The 15,725-nt window shown below is 71.5% G+C and carries 19 protein-coding genes and 4 tRNA genes; 15 read left to right on the top strand and 8 right to left on the bottom strand.

All coding sequences use genetic code 11. The features are described from left to right. Nucleotides 1–79: 79 nt before the first annotated feature. On the bottom strand, nt 80–244 hold the full coding sequence (locus ACIA5D_RS09175; protein ID WP_396029338.1) for a DUF1059 domain-containing protein: 165 nt from the start codon (nt 242–244) through the stop codon (nt 80–82). Between the two features lie 60 nt (nt 245–304). Between ACIA5D_RS09175 and ACIA5D_RS09180 the strand changes: the two genes are divergently transcribed. Then, nucleotides 305–1,057: a BTAD domain-containing putative transcriptional regulator gene (locus ACIA5D_RS09180; RefSeq protein ID WP_396029339.1), complete on the top strand. Its 753-nt coding sequence runs from the start codon at nt 305–307 to the stop codon at nt 1,055–1,057. A gap of 56 nt (nt 1,058–1,113) precedes the next feature. Further along, entirely contained in the window at nt 1,114–2,193 is a 1,080-nt protein-coding gene (locus ACIA5D_RS09185; RefSeq protein ID WP_396029340.1) for a class I SAM-dependent methyltransferase, read from the top strand. A gap of 186 nt (nt 2,194–2,379) precedes the next feature. Here the strand turns inward: ACIA5D_RS09185 and ACIA5D_RS09190 are convergent, their stop codons facing one another. Further along, on the bottom strand, nt 2,380–3,003 hold the full coding sequence (locus ACIA5D_RS09190) for a maleylpyruvate isomerase family mycothiol-dependent enzyme (protein ID WP_396029341.1): 624 nt from the start codon (nt 3,001–3,003) through the stop codon (nt 2,380–2,382). 351 nt (nt 3,004–3,354) lie between these two features. Here ACIA5D_RS09190 and ACIA5D_RS09195 point away from each other — a divergent pair. The 4 genes from ACIA5D_RS09195 (at nt 3,355) to ACIA5D_RS09210 (ending at nt 3,674) form a co-directional block, all read left to right on the top strand. Then, nucleotides 3,355–3,427, top strand: a tRNA-Gly gene (locus ACIA5D_RS09195). A gap of 19 nt (nt 3,428–3,446) precedes the next feature. Then, nucleotides 3,447–3,520: transfer RNA gene (locus ACIA5D_RS09200), tRNA-Pro, on the top strand. Between the two features lie 2 nt (nt 3,521–3,522). Further along, nucleotides 3,523–3,596: transfer RNA gene (locus ACIA5D_RS09205), tRNA-His, on the top strand. Nucleotides 3,597–3,601: 5 nt separating this feature from the next. Further along, a tRNA-Arg gene (locus ACIA5D_RS09210) sits at nt 3,602–3,674 on the top strand. A gap of 3 nt (nt 3,675–3,677) precedes the next feature. Here the strand turns inward: ACIA5D_RS09210 and ACIA5D_RS09215 are convergent. Next, nucleotides 3,678–4,631, bottom strand: a complete 954-nt coding sequence (locus tag ACIA5D_RS09215) for an SAM-dependent methyltransferase (RefSeq protein WP_396029342.1) — start codon at nt 4,629–4,631, stop codon at nt 3,678–3,680. 416 nt (nt 4,632–5,047) lie between these two features. Between ACIA5D_RS09215 and ACIA5D_RS09220 the strand changes: the two genes are divergently transcribed. Then, nucleotides 5,048–5,797, top strand: a complete 750-nt coding sequence (locus ACIA5D_RS09220) for a sulfite exporter TauE/SafE family protein (RefSeq protein WP_396029343.1) — start codon at nt 5,048–5,050, stop codon at nt 5,795–5,797. Nucleotides 5,798–6,179: 382 nt separating this feature from the next. Here the strand turns inward: ACIA5D_RS09220 and ACIA5D_RS09225 are convergent, their stop codons facing one another. Beyond that, nucleotides 6,180–7,610: a DHA2 family efflux MFS transporter permease subunit gene (locus tag ACIA5D_RS09225; RefSeq protein ID WP_396029344.1), complete on the bottom strand. Its 1,431-nt coding sequence runs from the start codon at nt 7,608–7,610 to the stop codon at nt 6,180–6,182. Nucleotides 7,611–7,685: 75 nt separating this feature from the next. Here ACIA5D_RS09225 and ACIA5D_RS09230 point away from each other — a divergent pair, with 75 nt between their 5' ends. Together ACIA5D_RS09230 and ACIA5D_RS09235 are read left to right on the top strand one after the other, a co-directional pair. Further along, complete coding sequence (locus tag ACIA5D_RS09230) at nt 7,686–8,234, top strand: TetR/AcrR family transcriptional regulator (RefSeq protein WP_396029345.1); 549 nt, start codon at nt 7,686–7,688, stop codon at nt 8,232–8,234. Between the two features lie 93 nt (nt 8,235–8,327). Next, the gene (locus tag ACIA5D_RS09235) at nt 8,328–8,909 is read left to right on the top strand and encodes a dihydrofolate reductase family protein (protein WP_396029346.1); all 582 of its coding nucleotides are present in this window, start codon (nt 8,328–8,330) and stop codon (nt 8,907–8,909) included. A gap of 7 nt (nt 8,910–8,916) precedes the next feature. Here the strand turns inward: ACIA5D_RS09235 and folP are convergent, their stop codons facing one another. Continuing rightward, entirely contained in the window at nt 8,917–9,783 is an 867-nt protein-coding gene (folP, locus tag ACIA5D_RS09240) for a dihydropteroate synthase (protein ID WP_396029347.1), read from the bottom strand. A 60-nt stretch (nt 9,784–9,843) separates the two neighbouring features. Between folP and ACIA5D_RS09245 the strand changes: the two genes are divergently transcribed. Beyond that, nucleotides 9,844–10,782 (top strand): TIGR03557 family F420-dependent LLM class oxidoreductase, encoded by a 939-nt coding sequence (locus tag ACIA5D_RS09245; RefSeq protein ID WP_396029506.1) that lies wholly within the window; start codon nt 9,844–9,846, stop codon nt 10,780–10,782. Between the two features lie 5 nt (nt 10,783–10,787). Here the strand turns inward: ACIA5D_RS09245 and ACIA5D_RS09250 are convergent, their stop codons facing one another. Continuing rightward, a complete protein-coding gene (locus tag ACIA5D_RS09250; protein WP_396029348.1) occupies nt 10,788–11,258 on the bottom strand; it encodes a MarR family transcriptional regulator in 471 nt (156 codons plus the stop codon). 71 nt (nt 11,259–11,329) lie between these two features. On the opposite strand from ACIA5D_RS09250, the gene ACIA5D_RS09255 reads away from it, so the two are divergent. Together ACIA5D_RS09255 and ACIA5D_RS09260 are read left to right on the top strand one after the other, a co-directional pair. Next, complete coding sequence (locus ACIA5D_RS09255; RefSeq protein WP_396029349.1) at nt 11,330–11,629, top strand: NAD(P)H-binding protein; 300 nt, start codon at nt 11,330–11,332, stop codon at nt 11,627–11,629. Beyond that, nucleotides 11,566–11,994, top strand: a complete 429-nt coding sequence (locus tag ACIA5D_RS09260) for an NAD(P)-dependent oxidoreductase (protein WP_396029350.1) — start codon at nt 11,566–11,568, stop codon at nt 11,992–11,994. The genes ACIA5D_RS09255 and ACIA5D_RS09260 overlap by 64 nt, the downstream gene beginning before the upstream one ends. A 6-nt stretch (nt 11,995–12,000) precedes the next feature. On the opposite strand, the gene ACIA5D_RS09265 is transcribed toward ACIA5D_RS09260, so the two are convergent. After that, nucleotides 12,001–12,624 carry a hypothetical protein gene (locus ACIA5D_RS09265; protein WP_396029351.1) on the bottom strand — a complete coding sequence of 208 codons (624 nt, stop codon included), beginning with the start codon at nt 12,622–12,624 and terminating at the stop codon, nt 12,001–12,003. 248 nt (nt 12,625–12,872) lie between these two features. Between ACIA5D_RS09265 and ACIA5D_RS09270 the strand changes: the two genes are divergently transcribed. Then, nucleotides 12,873–13,049, top strand: a complete 177-nt coding sequence (locus tag ACIA5D_RS09270) for a hypothetical protein (RefSeq protein ID WP_396029352.1) — start codon at nt 12,873–12,875, stop codon at nt 13,047–13,049. Then, nucleotides 13,049–13,810: a 5'/3'-nucleotidase SurE gene (surE, locus tag ACIA5D_RS09275; protein ID WP_396029353.1), complete on the top strand. Its 762-nt coding sequence runs from the start codon at nt 13,049–13,051 to the stop codon at nt 13,808–13,810. The genes ACIA5D_RS09270 and surE overlap by 1 nt, the downstream gene beginning before the upstream one ends. 14 nt (nt 13,811–13,824) lie before the next feature. On the opposite strand, the gene ACIA5D_RS09280 is transcribed toward surE, so the two are convergent. Further along, nucleotides 13,825–14,415: a TetR/AcrR family transcriptional regulator gene (locus tag ACIA5D_RS09280; protein WP_396029354.1), complete on the bottom strand. Its 591-nt coding sequence runs from the start codon at nt 14,413–14,415 to the stop codon at nt 13,825–13,827. 94 nt (nt 14,416–14,509) lie between these two features. On the opposite strand from ACIA5D_RS09280, the gene ACIA5D_RS09285 reads away from it, so the two are divergent. Continuing rightward, a complete protein-coding gene (locus tag ACIA5D_RS09285) occupies nt 14,510–15,697 on the top strand; it encodes a thiolase family protein (protein ID WP_396029355.1) in 1,188 nt (395 codons plus the stop codon). The last annotated feature ends 28 nt before the right edge of the window (nt 15,698–15,725 follow it).

Below are 15,725 nucleotides of genomic sequence, written 5' to 3' on the forward strand. Positions count from 1 at the left end.
AGGGAGCCCGCACTTCGGCCGGAGAAACACGGCCGCCGCCGCACGGTCGCGACCGCCGATGAATGCGTATTTCGCGGGATCAGTCGGGCAGCAGCTCGATCCACCCGCGGATGTCCTCGGCCGTCTCCGTTCCGACCAGGTCGGGATGGTCGGTCTCCAGGTGCGTGAGGACGAGGGCGATGACCGCGTCATCGGTCTGGCCGCGAGCGGTGTAGCCGCATTCGCAGCGAACCTGGCGCGTCATCCGGGCCCCCTTTCCGGCGGTAGCCTCCAGGTTTAGCGCCAACCGGTCGAGGTGTGCAACGTGACGGTGGAAGCCGGGTCCAGCCGGGTCCAACTCTGTGGGGCGTTCGCGGTGGAGCTGGGCGGCCGCCGGGTCGATCAGGCGCTGCCCGGGCGGCAGGGCCGGCTGCTGTTCGCCTTCCTGGCCCTGTCCCGCCCGCAGCGGGTGACCCGGGACGCGCTCGTCGGCGCGTTGTGGGCGGACTCGCCGCCGGCCGCCGCGGCCGCGGCGCTGAACGTCATTGTCTCCAAGGTTCGCGCGGCCGTCGGACGGGAGGCGCTGCGCGGGCGCACCGACCTGTCGCTCATCCTGCCGGAACCGGCCCACGTGGACGTCGAGACCGCCCTGTCCAGCCTGCACGCGGCCGAGTCCGCGCTGGCCCGGCGCGACTGGCGCCGGGCCTGGACGCTCGCGCTGACCGCGCAGTTCGTGGCCCGTCGCCGGTTTCTCCCCGAGTCCGACGCGGTGTGGGTCGAGTCGTGGCGGCGTCGCCTCGCCGAGGCGTACGCCAACGGCCTCGAATGCTACGCGGCGGCATGCCTGGAACTCGGCGGCCCGGAGCTGCCCGGCGCGGAGCGCGCGGCGCGGGAACTGCTCGAGGTCGCCCCGCTGCGCGAGACCGCGCACCTGCTGCTGATGCGGGCACTGGCGGCCCGTGGCAACGTGGCCGAGGCGCTGGCCGCCTACGAGAAGCTGAGGACGCTGCTGCGCGAGGAACTGGGGGTCGACCCGTGCCGGGCGGCGCAGGACACGTACGCGGACCTGCTCGCCTAGCTTGCGCCAACGTTTGCCCAACGTGTCCGCAACGCCGCCGGGCAACGATCGCGGCCATGACTGTGAACAAGGAGAACCCCGCTCGCCCGCTGGACCAGGGCCGGCTCGACGACCTGCTCGGCCGCTATGTGAACGACCTCGGCGCGACCATCTCGGCCGGCAACGTGATCCTCGGCGACAAGCTGGGGCTGTACCGGGCGCTGGCCGAGGCCGGGCCGTTCACCTCGGCCGAGTTGGCCACCTACACCGGCACCGCCGAACGGTACGTCCGCGAATGGCTGGCCGGGCAGGCGGCCAGCGTCTACATCTCGTACGACCCCGCCACGGGCCGGTACTCGATGACCGCCGAACAGGCCTTGGCTTTCGCTGATCCGGCCGGGCTGGATCTTTCGGGTGGTTTCGAACTGGCGGCCGCCTGCCTCGCCGACGGCGCGATGATCGAGGACGCCTTCCGCACCGGCCGCGGCGTCGCGTGGGGAACGCACCACCCGGGTGTGTTCACCGGCTGCGAACGGTTCTTCCGCCCCGGGTATGTCGCCAACCTGGTCAGTTCCTGGATTCCGGCCGTCGACGGGCTGGGCGAGCGGCTGGCCGCCGGCGTCACCGTCGCCGACGTGGGCTGTGGCCTGGGCACCACGACCCGCCTTCTCGCCGAAAGCCACCCGGCCTCGACCGTCACCGGATTCGACCCGCATCAGGGCTCGGTCGAGCTCGCCCGGGCGGCGGCGCGGGCCCACCCGGCCGGCCTGTGCACCTTCGCGGCCGCCCGCGCGCAGGACTTTCCCGGGACCGGATACGGGCTGGTCACGACCTTCGACAGCCTGCACGACATGGGTGACCCGCTCGCGGCGGCCCGGCACATCCGGGGCGCGCTCGCCGGGGACGGCGTGTGGCTCATCGTCGAGCCGTTCGCCGGCACGTCGGTGGCGGAGAACCTCACCCCGGTCGGCCGGTCCTACTACTCCTTCTCCACGTTCCTGTGCGTGCCGCACGCCATCTCCGAGGGCGCCGCCGACGCGCTGGGCAACCAGGCCGGCGAGGCGCCGATCGCCGCGCTGGCCGCCGAGGCCGGGTTCCGCCGGTTCGGTGAGGTGGCGCAGACGCCGTTCAACCGCGTCTACGCCGCCCGGCCTTGACTGTCATGCCGGTCTCGGTGCCCTGACCAGCGCAACCCGCCCGAAATCGGACCTGATGGCCGCACGCGGCCATCAGGTCCCCGATCGTGTGGGCGAACGGAATCCGCCGCGCCGGCCCGATTTCCCCACCTGCGCGTTTCCCCCACCGCCTGTCGGATTCTCGCCCGGCCGCGCGCGGGGCGCATCTCAGCCGGCGAAGCGCGCCGCCGCCGTACCCGTCAGGAGCTGCGCCGGAATCCGCCGGCCGCACACCACCAGCAGCAGGTCGGCGGCGCTGCCCCGCAGCGGCGCGCCCTGGCCCAGACTCCAGTCGAGGTCGTCGGCCTCGAGCCGCACCCCCGACAGGTCCGCACCGAAGTAGCGGATGTTCTTGCTGTTCATCGAATCGAGGATGAGCCGCACCCGCGACGCCGGCGGCCGCCGGTCGAGCCCGAGCCCGACCGAGATGTCCAGCCCGTGGATGACGTCGTGGGAGAGCGCGCCCACCATCCCGCCGCCCGGCGGCCGCCACGGGTGCTCGACGTTGTTCCGCAGCGACGCCAGCAACTCGGCGTCGCTCAGCCGCGCGGTGTCCTGCTTCGCCTGCCGATCCGCCATCCGATGAAAGTTTCCCCGCGCCTTGAGCATCCCCAGCGCGAAACCGGCCGCCGACATCCGGAACGGCATGGTCATGTGCGCGACCACCTCCCGGACCCGCCATCCTGCGCACAGCGACGGCGCCGCCCACTGCCCGGGCGTCAGGTCCCCGAGCATCGCGGCGAGCTCGGTCCGCTCCGCCACCACCGCTTCGCGCAGCGTCTGGTCATCCATGGTTTCTCTCCTCCGGCGCGCGCCCCACGGCACGCTCAGAGGTTGTACGCCGGACGTTGCGCGTTCTCATCGGTCCGGCGCCGGCTTTTGTCTTAATGCGTTGCCCGCGTGCTCGGCTCGCCCGTACCTTGGGAATCACCGACCGGTTCCAGGGGCGTAGTTCCAGGGCGTAGGAGAGAAGCGATGACACGGCATATCCCGAGCGTTCCGCAGCGGCTCACGCCGTGCGGCCGGGTTGCCGTGACCGGCCTTCGAGGTTTTCCCCTGCCCCTTCCGGGACGGTGGCGCCGCTAGCGCCAGCCGGCGATCGCCGAGCCGCCCTCCCGGATCCGGGATCGGGCGGTTTTTCTTGCGGTTGTAGCTCAGCAGGCCGAGCGCCACCTCGCCATGGTGGAGGCCACCGGTTCGATTCCGGTCAGCCGCTCGAAGGAAATGAAAGTTCGCGGGATGTGGCGCAGCTTGGTAGCGCACCGGTCCGGGGGACCGGGGGCCGTCGGTTCGAATCCGGCTATCCCGACTGTGGCCGTAGCTCAGCAGGTCAGAGCGCCGGGACGTGGCCCCGGAGGTCGCCGGTTCGAATCCGGCCGGTCACCCGCAAGCCCTCGTGGCTCAGGGGAGAGAGCGCCGGATTCCGAGTCCGGAGGTCGCTGGTTCGAATCCAGCCGAGGGCACGATCACGCCGTGAGCAGCGCCACCCGCCCGAAATCGGAGGTGATGACGCGGGCGTCGACGAAACCGGCGTCGGCACATTCGGCCACCAGGTCCTCGATCGTCCGGGCGAACGGAATTCCCTGCGCCTGCGCGACGAGCCTGCGCAGCGCGAAACCGGGACCCTCCGACGGCGCCTCCAGCTCCTGCACCAGCAGCAACCCGCCCGGACGCAGGCTGCGCCGGATCGTCGCGAGCGTCGCGGCCCGCGCGTCCGCGGGAAAGAACGGCTGCGCCCAGAACGCCACGTCGTACGCCTGCGCCGCGACGAAATCGCGCGCGTCCATGCACCGTACGTCGATCCGATCGTCCACTCCGAGGTCCTTGGCCCGCGCCGCGGCGACGGCGGCGACCTCCGGAACCACCTCCAGAGTGGTCGCCCGCATGCCGGGCAGCATGGTCGCGGCGGTCAGCACGAAACCGCCGACTCCGCTGCCCACGTCGAGCAGCCGGCCGTCCCGCATCGCCTCCCACATCTCCGGCATCGGCTCGAACAACATCGTCACCACGGCGCGGGAACCGGGACCGGCCCGGAACGCGAAGGACCGCGCCACCACCACGGCCTCCTGGGCGGTCAGTGGCGCCGCGCCGGTGCGCACCACGTTCTCGACCTGCCGGGCCACGAGCCGGGCGTTCGCGACTTTCGCGCCGAGGTCCATGGGCGCGTCGCCGGCAACCGCCGCCGCGACGTCGGGGGCAAGCCGGTAACGCCCGGATTCGGCAACGGCGATCCCGTTCGCGACCAGGGCGCCGAGCACATCCCGTACGCGATCGGGGTCTTGCTGGGAAAGTTTCGCGAGCGACGCCAGATCGCGAGGCTCCGCGAGAAAGGTGATCCAGCCCTGCGCGAAAGCGGCGTCGAGAAGCGCGAGCGCCTGCGCGCCCCGCCCCCACTCCGCCAGCTGATCATCGATGCTCACGACCCCATGGTGCCCCACGGGCGGCATCACCCGCGGCGGGGAGGCGCACGGCGAACGATCTCACCGGCGTGAATCCGCCTGCATGATCATCATCACCCTGATCGCCGGGCTCCGGTTGCGCTCGATCTGGCGTGGTAATCAACACCGCATAACCCCTTAAACGCCGATATCGTACGCGGGCGCGCGTCCACAACCGCAGGTTCGGGGCCGGCCGCCGTCTCACGTGCTGCGCCTCCGGGTCGCGGCGCGCCGCCGGCCGGGAGGGCGCGCCGCCGTCTGACCTGCTGCACCTCCGTCTCGCCTGCTGCACCTCCTTCTTACCTGCTGCGCCTCCGGTCGCGGTCGGCCGCTGTCTCACGTGCTGCGACTCCGGCCGGCAGCGCACCGCCGGCGGGGGCGGCCGATAGGGTGGCGCGGTGCAGCCGGGCGACGCGATCCTGCTCGCTCTCGGCGGCGTCGGGGCCGGGCTGACCGGCTCCATGGCCGGCCTCGCGTCGCTGGCCAGCTATCCGGCGTTGCTGGCGGTCGGCCTTCCGCCCATCGCGGCCAACGTCACCAACACGGTGGCCCTGCTGTCGAACACCGTCGGCACCGCGGTCGGCGCCCGGCAGGAGTTGCGCGGTCATCGCCGGCGGCTGGTGCGGCTCTCGGCGGTCGCGGCGGTCGGCGGGCTGGCCGGGGCGGTGCTGCTGCTGGCGACGCCGTCGGAGGCGTTCGAGCGGATCGTGCCGGTGCTGATCGCGCTCGGCGCGGCGCTGCTCCTGCTGCGCGACCCGCTGCGCCGCTGGGCCGGGCACCGCTCGATGTCGCCTCCGCTGCTGGGGGCCGCCGTCTTCCTGATCGGGGTGTACGGCGGATATTTCGGGGCGGCCGCGGGCGTACTCATGCTGGCGGTGCTCTCGGTGGCCGCGACCGAGCCGCTTCCGGTGACCAATGCGGTGAAGAGCATCGCCCTCGGAGCGTCCAACCTGGCCGCCGCGGTCATCTACGCCCTGGTGGCGCCGGTCGACTGGCCGGCGGCTGCCTTTCTCGGCGTGGGGTGCCTGCTCGGCAGCTGGCTGGGGCCGGCGCTGGTCCGGCGCACGCCGGAGCGCCCGCTGCGCGCCGCCATCGCCCTGGCGGCCCTCGGCCTGGCCGGCTATCTGTGGTGGCGCGCAGGCGACTGAAGGCGCCGCAAGCGGAAAGCGCGCCGCGCGGAAAGCATGTTCGCCGGGAGAAAGTGTCGCGGGCGGGAGCACGCCGCCGGGCGAAAGGTTCGGGGAGCGTGCCGCGCGGGGCGAAAGTGTTGCGGGCGGGAGCACGCCGCCGGGCGAAAGGTTCGGGGAGCGTGCCGCGCGGGCGAAAGTGTCGCGGGCGGAGAGCGTGTCGCGGGGCGAAAGTGTCGCGGAGGGAAAGTGCCGCGGGGCGAAAGTGTCACGGGGCGAAAGTGTCACGGGGCGAAAGTGTCACGGGGCGAAAGTGTCGCAGGGTTAAAGTGTGTCGCCGAACGGAAACGCGAAACGAGCGGCCCGCCGAGGCGGGAACCTCGGCGGGCCGCGCGATCGCCGTTCAGCCGTCGATGCTCTCGGCGGCGTGGATCTCACGCCGGGGGAGCCACAGCGCGATCACCGCCCCGGCGGCCACGATCGCGGCGCCCACCAGCACGGCCGGCCGCAGACCGTCGACGAAACTTTCGTGACTGGCGTAGCTGCCGTACGAGCTGAAGATTGACGCCAGGGCGGCGACGCCGACCGCCACGCCCAGCTCGCGGATGGTGTTGTTGGCGCCGGAGGCGACGCCTCGCTGCTGCTCGCTCACGCTGGCCAGGGCCATGGTGCTGATCGGCGCGAAAGTCAGGCCCATGCCCACGCCGGCCATCGCGAACGCGCCCACCAGGTGGCTGTAGCTCACCGTCGCGGAGGTGCCGACGCCGATCCAGAGAATCGCGCCGGCGAGGAGCACCTGCCCGGCGAAGATGAGGTTTCGCTGACCGATGCGGTCGCCGAACAGGCCGGCGAGCGGCGCGACCACCATCGGCGCCATCGTCCACGGCAGGGTGCGCAGGCCGGAGTCGAGCGGGCTGAGCCCCTGCACCACCTGGAAGAACTGGGCGAGCAGGAACACCGCGCCGAACGTGCCGGCCGAGAAGGTCAGCGTGACGATGTTGACGAGGCTGAAGCCGCGCGACCGGAACAGCGAAAGGGGCAGCATCGGCGTGCGGTTGCGGGCCTGCCAGGCGATGAACGCCGCGATCAGCACGCCACCGGAGATCAGCATGGTGAGCACCCGGGTGGAGCTCCAGCCGTGGTCCGGCCCGTCGACGACACCCCAGATGAGCAGCAGCATTCCGGCCGCGGAGAGCACCAGGCCGAGCGGGTCGAGCCGGCGGGCGCCGCCGCGGGACTCGTCGAGCACGGTGGCGGCCAGCACGATGGCCACGACGCCGACGGGAACGTTCAGCCAGAAGATCCAGTGCCAGTCGAGGCCCTCGACGACGGCGCCGCCGACGACCGGGCCGACCGCGACGCCGAGGCCGCTGATGCCGCCCCAGATACCGACCGCCGCCGTACGTAGCCGGTCGGGGACCGCCTGGGCGAGCAAGGTGAGCGCCAGCGGCGCGACCGCCGCCCCGCCGAGGCCCTGTACCGCGCGGGCCGCGGTGAGCTGCCACGACTCGGTGGCCAGGCCCGCGGCGGCCGAGGCGAGCGTGAAGACCGTGATGCCGGCCAGGAACATCCGGCGGCGGCCGATGCGGTCGCCCAGCGCGGCCGCGGTGAGCAGGAAAGCGGCGAAGGGCAGCGTGTACGCGTTGACGAACCACTGCAGGTCGGCCAGCGACGAGTTCAGGTCGGTGCGGATCACCGGCAGCGCGGTGCTCACGACCAGGTTGTCCAGCGTGACCATGAAGGTGGGAATGCCGACGGCGGCCAGCACGGCGGCCAGGGGCCGGGTTCCGCGGCGCCGCTCGGGCGGGGACGGGCGTACGGCTGTGGTGGTCATGGGTTCGCTCCCCGAAGTTGTTATCCACTGATAACTTAGCTTGGCACGTTAGTTATTGACTGATAACTTGTCAACATGACCCGTACCCGTCTCACCGCGGAGGAGCGTCACGAGCAGCTCGTCACCGCCGCTGTGACCGCGTTCAGCCATGGCGGTTACGCAGGCACCACGACCGATCAGGTCGCTCGCCTGGCGGGCGTCTCCCAGCCGTACGTGATTCGAATCTTCCGCACGAAGCAGGAACTTTTCATCGCGGCCGTGAATCGCGCCGGCGCCCGGATCGAGGAGCGGTTCCGGCGGGCGGCCGCCGAGGAGCCCACCCTGGCCAGCCTCGGCGAGGCCTACAACGACCTGCTGGCCGAGCGTGAGCTGATCACGCTGCTGCTGCACGGGTTCACGGCCAGCGCCGACCCGGCGATCGGCGACCCGGTGCGCGACTGTTTCGGCCGGCTGTACGAGGCGGTGCGCGAGTTGACCGGCGTGAGCGCCGAGGAGGCGCGCGACTTCTTTGCGGTCGGCATGCTGCTGAACTGCCTCGGCGCCATGCGGGTGGTGGGCCCCGACCCGGTCCGGCGGTCCCCGTGGATGGACGACCTGCTCGGCACCTTCGAGCACAAGCTCTGACTCACCGGCGCCGAGGAGGACGGCCGATGAGTTTCGGCCTCGATGCCGGTCTGTCTCTTCAGAATCGATGAATCCAAACTCGAGGAGAATGTCGTGACTGCTACCTACACGTTTGACGTGTTCACCAGCCTTGACGGCTTCGGCGGGGCCACCGGCGATACGTGGGGCGGTTACTGGGGCAAGCAGGGTCCGGAGCTGCTCGCGCACCGCCTGGCCGAGTACGAACCGGCACAGCGGTTGGTGCTCGGGGCCACCACGTACCGGGCGTTCGCGCAGATGCTGGCGGCCGGCACCGAGAAGACCGTCCACGACGCCTGGGTGACCCGGATGCGGAGCCTGCCCGCGATCGTCGTGTCGAACACACTGCAGGAACCGCTCGACTGGCCGGACGCGACCGTCGTCAAGGGCAACGCCGTCGAGGTCGTCGCGCGGCTCAAGGAGGAGTCGGACGTGCCGCTGCGGTCGCACGGCAGCCTGTCGATGAACCGCGCGCTGATGGCGGCCGGGCTGGTCGACCGGGTGCAGGTGACGCTGTTCCCGGTGATCACCGGCCGGACCGGGGACGCCCCGATCTTCGCCGGGGCGGCCGACTTCGACCTCGATCTGCTCGAGACGCGGACTCTCGACGGCCGTACCCAGGAGTTCATCTACCGGCCGACCCTGCACGCCGCCTAGCGCGGATTCAAACGTTGTGCCTGGTGTAGGCCGGCTGCCGCCAGCCGAGCATGGCCTCGGTCATCCGTACGGCGCCGACCGTGGCGGCGACGTCGTGCACCCGGACGATCCGGGCGCCGTGCAGGATGCAGAAGACCACCGCGGCCAGGGTGCCGGCGAGCCGGTCGTGCTGCGTCGCGCCGAGCGTCTCGCCGATGAAGTCCTTGTTGCTGACCGCCGCCAGCAGCGGGTAGCCGACCGCCGCGATCTCGTCGAGGCGCCGGGTCAGCTCGAGCGAGTGCAGCGTGTTCTTGTTCAGGTCGTGGCCCGGGTCGATGATGATCTGATCCGGCCGCACGCCGCGATCGAGCGCGAGTTTCACCCGGTCGCGCAGGAACGCGGCGACCTCGGTCGTCACGTCGTCGTAGCGCGGGCTGGGCCAGGGCGTCCGCGGCGGCGCGAGGCTGTGCGTGATCACCAGCTGGGCGTCGGTGCCCGCCACCGCGTCGGCCATCGCGGGGTCGCGCAGGCCGGATGTGTCGTTGATGACGCCCGCGCCCGCCTTGATCACCTCGGCGGCGACCTCGGGCCGGAAAGTGTCGACGGAGACGACGGCCAGGTCCCGGGCCTTGACCACCACCGGCAGCACCCGGTCGATCTCGACCGCGGCGCTGACCTCCGGGCCCGGCGCGAACGGCACGCCGCCGATGTCGATCCAGTCCGCGCCGGCCGCGGCCGCCTTCTCGGCGGCCGACAGGGCGTGGTCGAGCGCGAAAGTGCTGCCCTTGTCGTGGAAAGAATCAGGCGTCCGGTTGACGATCCCCATCACCGCGACCTGTCGCGCGAAATCGAATTCCCGCTTGCCGATCACCCGCACGCTGTGCTCTTCGCCCACGGTTGGCGAGGGTAACAGCAGACGGGTTTGGCCTGCTCCGGCCGGGGAATCGCGGTGAGGATGAGACTGGGATACAAACTGGCGGCCGAGGCCTTCGGGCCCAAGGAGCTCATCCGGCAGGCTGTCCGCGCCGAGGAGTGCGGCTTCGACTTCGTCGAGATGAGCGACCATTACCACCCGTGGCTCGACGTGCAGGGACACTCGCCTTTCGCGTGGTCGGTCCTCGGCGCGATCGCGGCCAGAACGCAGCGCCTGGGCCTCGCGACCGGCGTGACCTGCCCGACCGTCCGCTACCATCCGGCGATCATCGCGCAGGCGGCGGCGACCCTGGCGATCATCTCCGATGATCGATTCACGCTGGGCGTGGGGTCCGGCGAGCGGCTCAACGAGCATGTGGTGGGTCAGGGCTTTCCTGGCGTACGCGATCGGCAGGCGCTCCTCGCCGAGGCGCTGGACATCATCAACCTGCTGTGGCGTGGCGGATACCGGTCCTACCAAGGGGAGTACCTGACGCTGGAGGACGCCCGCGTTTTCGACCTTCCGGAGAAACTTCCCGCGATCGCGGTCGCGGCCGGCGGGAAGAAGGCGGCCGAGCTCGCCGCCACGCACGGGTCGGGCCTGTTCGCCACCGAGCCCCGCGCCGACCTCGTGGAAACTTTCGCCGCGGCCGGCGGAAAGGGCCCGAGATACGCGGAGATCGCCGTGGCGTGGGCGCCGGACGAGGAGGACGCCGTCCGGGCCGCCCACGAGACCAGCCGCTGGTCGGTCTTCGGCTGGAAGGTGATGTCGGAGCTGCCCAACCCCGCGAACTTCGAGGCCGCCTCCGAGGTGGTGCGGCCCGGGGACGTACGCGAGAAGATGGTGACCGGCCCCGACCCGCAGCCGTATCGCGAGGCGATCGAAACATACCGGACGGCCGGTTTCGACCACATCGCCCTGATGAACTGCGGCCCCGACCCCGACGGCTTCCTCGACTTCTGCGCGAAAGAGCTGCGCTGACCGGATCACTCGGCCAGTTTTGTCGTCGCCTCCCGGCCGGCGGTGGCCGTGCGGCGCAGGAAATCGGCGATGATCTCGAGTTCCTCGGCCGAGTAGCCGGCGCAGACCCCATCCATCGCGTCGTTCATGCCGGCGTACAGGCCGAGAACCTCCCGGCCGCGCTCCGGCGAGGGCCGCAGCACCACCGCCCGCCGGTCGCCCGGGTCGCGGTCGCGGGTCACGAAGCCCGCCTTCTCGAGGCGGTCGAGCACGCCTGTCATCGTTGCCGGGTGCAGCCCGGCCAGCTTCGCGAGCGCTCCCGGTCCCAGCGGACCGTGCTCGCTCAGCAGGTTGAGGCAGTCGAAGTCGGCGTCGCGCAGGTTGAGCCTGGTCCCCACCTGGTGGTTGAGCAGGGCGACCTGCAGCGCCGCGTCGCGCAGCGCCTGTTTGACGCCGTTCGCGAGCCGCCGCCGCTGCCGAGGTGTTACGGAAGTCATACGGTATGAACCTCAAAAGGAGATGTTATGGTTTCCATATTAGCTGAGTGCGACGGCCTGGGGAGGACATCATGCGGCTCATCATTGTCGCCGCCACCGGGGGAATCGGGCGGCACCTGCTGCGACAGGCCATCGAGGCGGGCCACGACGTGACCGCCATCGCCCGCAGCCCCGAAAAGATCACCGACCCGGTGCGGACCGTCTTCGCGGATCTCGCCAACCCCGACGTGACCGAGCTCGCGGAGGCGGTCAAGGGTTCCGACGCGGTCCTTCCGGCCTCGGCGCCCGGACGAATTTCGAGGCCGGCGTGGCCTGGCGTGGCACGGAAGCTCTCATCGAAGCGGCGAAGATCGCAGCGGTACGGCGTGTGATCGTGGTCAGCGCGGCCCCGATCGGCACGGTCGCGTCGCCCGCGATCCCGGACCCGCCGCGACACGATCCTGGCGACGGCTTCTTCATGCGCCACCTGGGAGCACCCTTCGCGAAGCGCATGTTCCGCGCCCACTACGACGACCTGGCCCGCATGGAGGACGTCGTCCGCGCCGGCGACCGGGACCGGACCATCAGCCGCCCGCCCAAACTCACCGACGGGCCGCTGACCGCGCATTACCGCACGGCCCTCGACCGCAACATCCGTGGCGGCTTCTCGATCTCCCGCGCCGACGTGGCCCACCACATGCTGGCCTGCGTGACCAAGCCGGAGACGATCGGCCACACGGTCGGCGTCGCCCGGTAGATCGTCTCAGTAAAGGGCCGCCAGCACCGTCGACGGCTGCCCGGCCCATGCCCCGACCAGCGACAACGGGCCTTCGGCCGGCTCGGCCGACAGCACGCGGCGCACGTCGAGGCGGGCGGCCTCGGCCACCACCACGGCCGGGTCGCCGTCCTCGACGCGCACGAGCCGCCCGACCGGGGCCGAGGCCGGCGCCATGCCGGTGCCGCGGACGGTCATCGACGACTCGCGCCGCTGCGGCCCGTCGGGCGTCTCGAGCAGCTCCTCCGCCTCGCCGGCCCCCGTACGGATCGCGGTGGTCAGCGCCTCGATGTAGACCGGGTCGCCGACCGCGTCGTACACCCACCGCGACCCCAGCACTGAGTGCTCCATCATCCCCACCAGGAAGAACTCGCCGTCTTCGAGCGGCGCGCCCCGGTACGTCATCGGCACGTGGACCAGCGGCCCGTCGTCGCCCGACCGGACCACGAGCATCTCCACCCCGACCTCGCCCGCCGGGTCGTCGAACCGGCAGGCCGCGACCCGCTGCAGGCCCGGCACCTCGTCGGCGGGATACCAGTGACGGCCCGGCAGCCAGGCCTCCAGCAACTCGAGCTTCGTCGGGGTGAGCGTGGCCTGGTGGATTGTCGCCATGGCCCCGGACTCTAGGCGATCCGAGGCGATCTTCACGGGGCGGCCCGGCCGTGTTCCGGCGCACATCGCCTGGTCGTCGCCGGCCGGAAGGCCGTCCGCAATGGAACGGCACGAGCAGCGCCGGCGCGGGTTCATGAATTCTTTCGTTCGCACGTCGAGATCGGCGGAAGCCTGACGTAGTCTTGCCCACCAACTGACCTGCGCCGAAATTTCTCGGGGACTGCCGGACGGGGAGGGTGGTGCCGCCGATGCCGCACGCGCCTGTGCTCGGCGATTTCGCCACCCCGGCGACGGTGATGGACGCGGACACCGGTGTCGGAGAGATCGAGGCGAACGTCCTCCGCGAAGCCGGCTTCGACGTGCTGCAGGGCTACCACTTCGGCCGTCCCGTGCCGTCCCGCGAAACCGTTCCGAGGGCAGCGTGATGCGCATCCTGGTCACCAACGACGACGGTATCGCGTCGCCCGGCCTTGCCGTTCTGGCGTCGGCCGCCCGCTCGGCGGGGCACGACGTGGTGGTCGCCGCTCCCGCGACCGAGTACAGCGGCATGAGCGCCTCGCTGGCCGCGGTGACCAGCCAGGGCCGCGTCGTCATCGAGAAGACCCCGCAGGGGTACGCGGTGGCGGCCGCACCCGCCTACATCGCCGTCATCGCCGTTCTGGGCGCCTTCGGCCCGCCGCCCGACCTGGTCCTGTCGGGAATCAACCCGGGCGCGAACGCGGGCCGTGCCGTCCTGCACTCCGGCACCGTGGGCGCCGCCCTGACTGCCGCCGCCCGGGGCTGCCACGCCATGGCCGTCTCGCTGGACTACCTGGCCGCGCAGGGCGAGACCTTGCACTGGGAGACGGCCGGCCTTCTCGCCCGCGACCTGCTGGACCGCGCGGCGGCCGCCCCGCCCGGGACGGCCCTCAACCTGAACGTCCCCAACCTCCCCGCGGTGACGTCGCTGCGGGAGGCGCGGCTGGCCGCGTTCGGCCAGGTCCAGATCCAGATCCTCGAGTCCGGCGACGGGTACGTCCGCACGGACTTTCTGAGAACGAAGGAAAGCCCCGCGCCCGGCACCGACCTGGCGCTGCTCGCCGAGGGGCACGCCACGCTGACGGTGTTGCGACCGCCGTCCGAGGTCGTCGACCCGGTGATCCCGCACCAGCGCCGGCCGGCGTCCGACAGCTCCGCTCCGGACTGACACCGGACAGCTGATCATCCGACCAACTCGCTGGCCCAGTCGACCGCCACCCGGGGCGGCGTACCGGTGCCCGCGTAGAGCGCGTCGATCAACAGCCAGATCCGATCGGCCGTCACCGCGGGGGCGCCGAGCCCGGCCACCAGGTCGTCCACCTGCCGTCGCGTGTCCCGCAGATAGGCCTGGGCCACGTGGGCAGGCTCGTCGTCCGCGCCGGGAAACTCGGTGAGGTAGTTCCGGAACGCGCAGCCGCGAAAGTCGGCCCGGCTGACCCAGGCGGCAACCTCACCGACCAGCGCGACGAGCTCGCCCGCGCCCGCGCCTGCGCCACCCGCGCCCGCGCCGGCGTTGACCGCAGCGCTGCCCACGGCACGGTGTGCGGCGAGGGCCGTGGCGGTCGCCTTGTCGCGCTCGGCGCGTACCCCGCGCAGGTACGCCGCCGCCAGCGCCGCCTTGCCGGGGAAATGCCGGTAGAGCATGTTCTTCCCGCAGCCGGCCGCCGCGATCACGTCGGCCGTGCCGACCGCCCGGACCCCGTTGACGTAGAACAGCTCGGTCGCCGCCCTCAGGATGCGCTCACGCCCCGCTGGATCTTCTGCTCGTGCCACGGGTGACAAGTTTAACGGACCAATCGGTCCGCGCAGCACCTAGTATCGGACCGATCGGTCCGTCATGTCCCGGGCGAATCCCTGGAGGCAGGTCATGCGAGATGCCGTCATCGTCGACGCGGTGCGTACCCCGATCGCCAAGGGGAAACCGAACGGCGCCTACCACGACATCCACCCCGTCACCCTGCACGCGCACGTCCTGAGCGCCCTGGTCGACCGCATCCCGGGCCTCGACCCGGCCGAGATCGACGACGTCATCGGCGGCACCGTCGGGCAGGTCGGCGAGCAGAGCCTGAACAACACCCGCCTCGCCGCGCTGGCCGCCGGCTTCCCCGAGTCGGTTCCGGGCGTCACGGTCGACCGGCAGTGCGGCAGCAGTCAGCAGGCCATCAGCTTCGCGGCCCAGGGCGTCGTCGCCGGCGCGTACGACCTCGTGGTCGCCTCCGGCGTGGAGTCGATGTCCCGCGTGCCGATCGGCTCCTCCGCGTACGTCGACGGCAGCCGCGCCGACGTCGGTGGTCCGGCCATCGCGCGACGGTACGGCGGAGGCCTGATCCCGCAGGGGATCAGCGCCGAGTTGATCGCCCGCGAGTGGAAACTTTCGCGTGCCCAGCTGGACGAGTTCTCCGCGACCAGCCACCAGCGGGCGGCCGAGGCGTGGAAGAGCGGGCATTTCGACGCGCAAGTTTCCCCGATCAACGACCTCGCGATCGACGAAACTGTCCGGCCGGGTACGACCGCCGAGATCCTCGGCGGGCTGCGGACCTCCTTCGAGGGCGCCCGGTGGGAGGAGCGGTTCGGGCCGATCGAGTGGAAAGTTTCGGCCGGAAACTCGAGCCCGGTCAACGACGGCTCGGCCGCGCTGTTCATCACGACCAGTGACATCGCCCGCGAGCACGGATGGCGATCGCGCGCCCGCATCCACACCGCGACCGTGGTCGGCGACGACCCGATCCTCATGCTCACCGGCATCATCCCGGCGACCGCCAAGGTTCTGCGCAAGGCCGGCCTGCGCCTGGCGGACATCGACGCCTTCGAGGTCAACGAGGCCTTCGCCTCGGTCGTGCTGGCCTGGCAGGCGGAGACCGGCGCCGATCCCCGCAAGGTCAACGTCGACGGCGGCGCGATCGCGCTGGGGCATCCCTTGGGTGCGAGCGGAGCGCGACTGGCCACGACCCTACTGTCCGTGCTGGAGCGCACCGGCGGCCGCTACGGACTGCAGACCATGTGCGAGGCCGGTGGCACCGCCAACGCGACCATTCTCGAGCGTCTGGGCCGGTGAGAGCCCGGCGCTTGAGAGAGACTGGCGA

The sequence above is a fragment of the Actinoplanes sp. NPDC051513 genome, from assembly GCF_044454685.1.
GTDB lineage: Bacteria > Actinomycetota > Actinomycetes > Mycobacteriales > Micromonosporaceae > Actinoplanes.

Bases quoted from the DNA above. Each gene is read 5' to 3' on its own strand.
- ACIA5D_RS09175 (WP_396029338.1), bottom strand. From the start codon at position 244: ATGACGCGCCAGGTTCGCTGCGAATGCGGCTACACCGCTCGCGGCCAG.
- ACIA5D_RS09185 (WP_396029340.1), top strand. From the start codon at position 1,114: ATGACTGTGAACAAGGAGAACCCCGCTCGCCCGCTGGACCAGGGCCGG.
- ACIA5D_RS09190 (WP_396029341.1), bottom strand. From the start codon at position 3,003: ATGGATGACCAGACGCTGCGCGAAGCGGTGGTGGCGGAGCGGACCGAG.
- ACIA5D_RS09225 (WP_396029344.1), bottom strand. From the start codon at position 7,610: ATGACCACCACAGCCGTACGCCCGTCCCCGCCCGAGCGGCGCCGCGGA.
- ACIA5D_RS09230 (WP_396029345.1), top strand. From the start codon at position 7,686: ATGACCCGTACCCGTCTCACCGCGGAGGAGCGTCACGAGCAGCTCGTC.
- ACIA5D_RS09245 (WP_396029506.1), top strand. From the start codon at position 9,844: ATGAGACTGGGATACAAACTGGCGGCCGAGGCCTTCGGGCCCAAGGAG.
- ACIA5D_RS09250 (WP_396029348.1), bottom strand. From the start codon at position 11,258: ATGACTTCCGTAACACCTCGGCAGCGGCGGCGGCTCGCGAACGGCGTC.
- ACIA5D_RS09255 (WP_396029349.1), top strand. From the start codon at position 11,330: ATGCGGCTCATCATTGTCGCCGCCACCGGGGGAATCGGGCGGCACCTG.
- ACIA5D_RS09265 (WP_396029351.1), bottom strand. From the start codon at position 12,624: ATGGCGACAATCCACCAGGCCACGCTCACCCCGACGAAGCTCGAGTTG.
- ACIA5D_RS09270 (WP_396029352.1), top strand. From the start codon at position 12,873: ATGCCGCACGCGCCTGTGCTCGGCGATTTCGCCACCCCGGCGACGGTG.
- surE (WP_396029353.1), top strand. From the start codon at position 13,049: ATGCGCATCCTGGTCACCAACGACGACGGTATCGCGTCGCCCGGCCTT.
- ACIA5D_RS09285 (WP_396029355.1), top strand. From the start codon at position 14,510: ATGCGAGATGCCGTCATCGTCGACGCGGTGCGTACCCCGATCGCCAAG.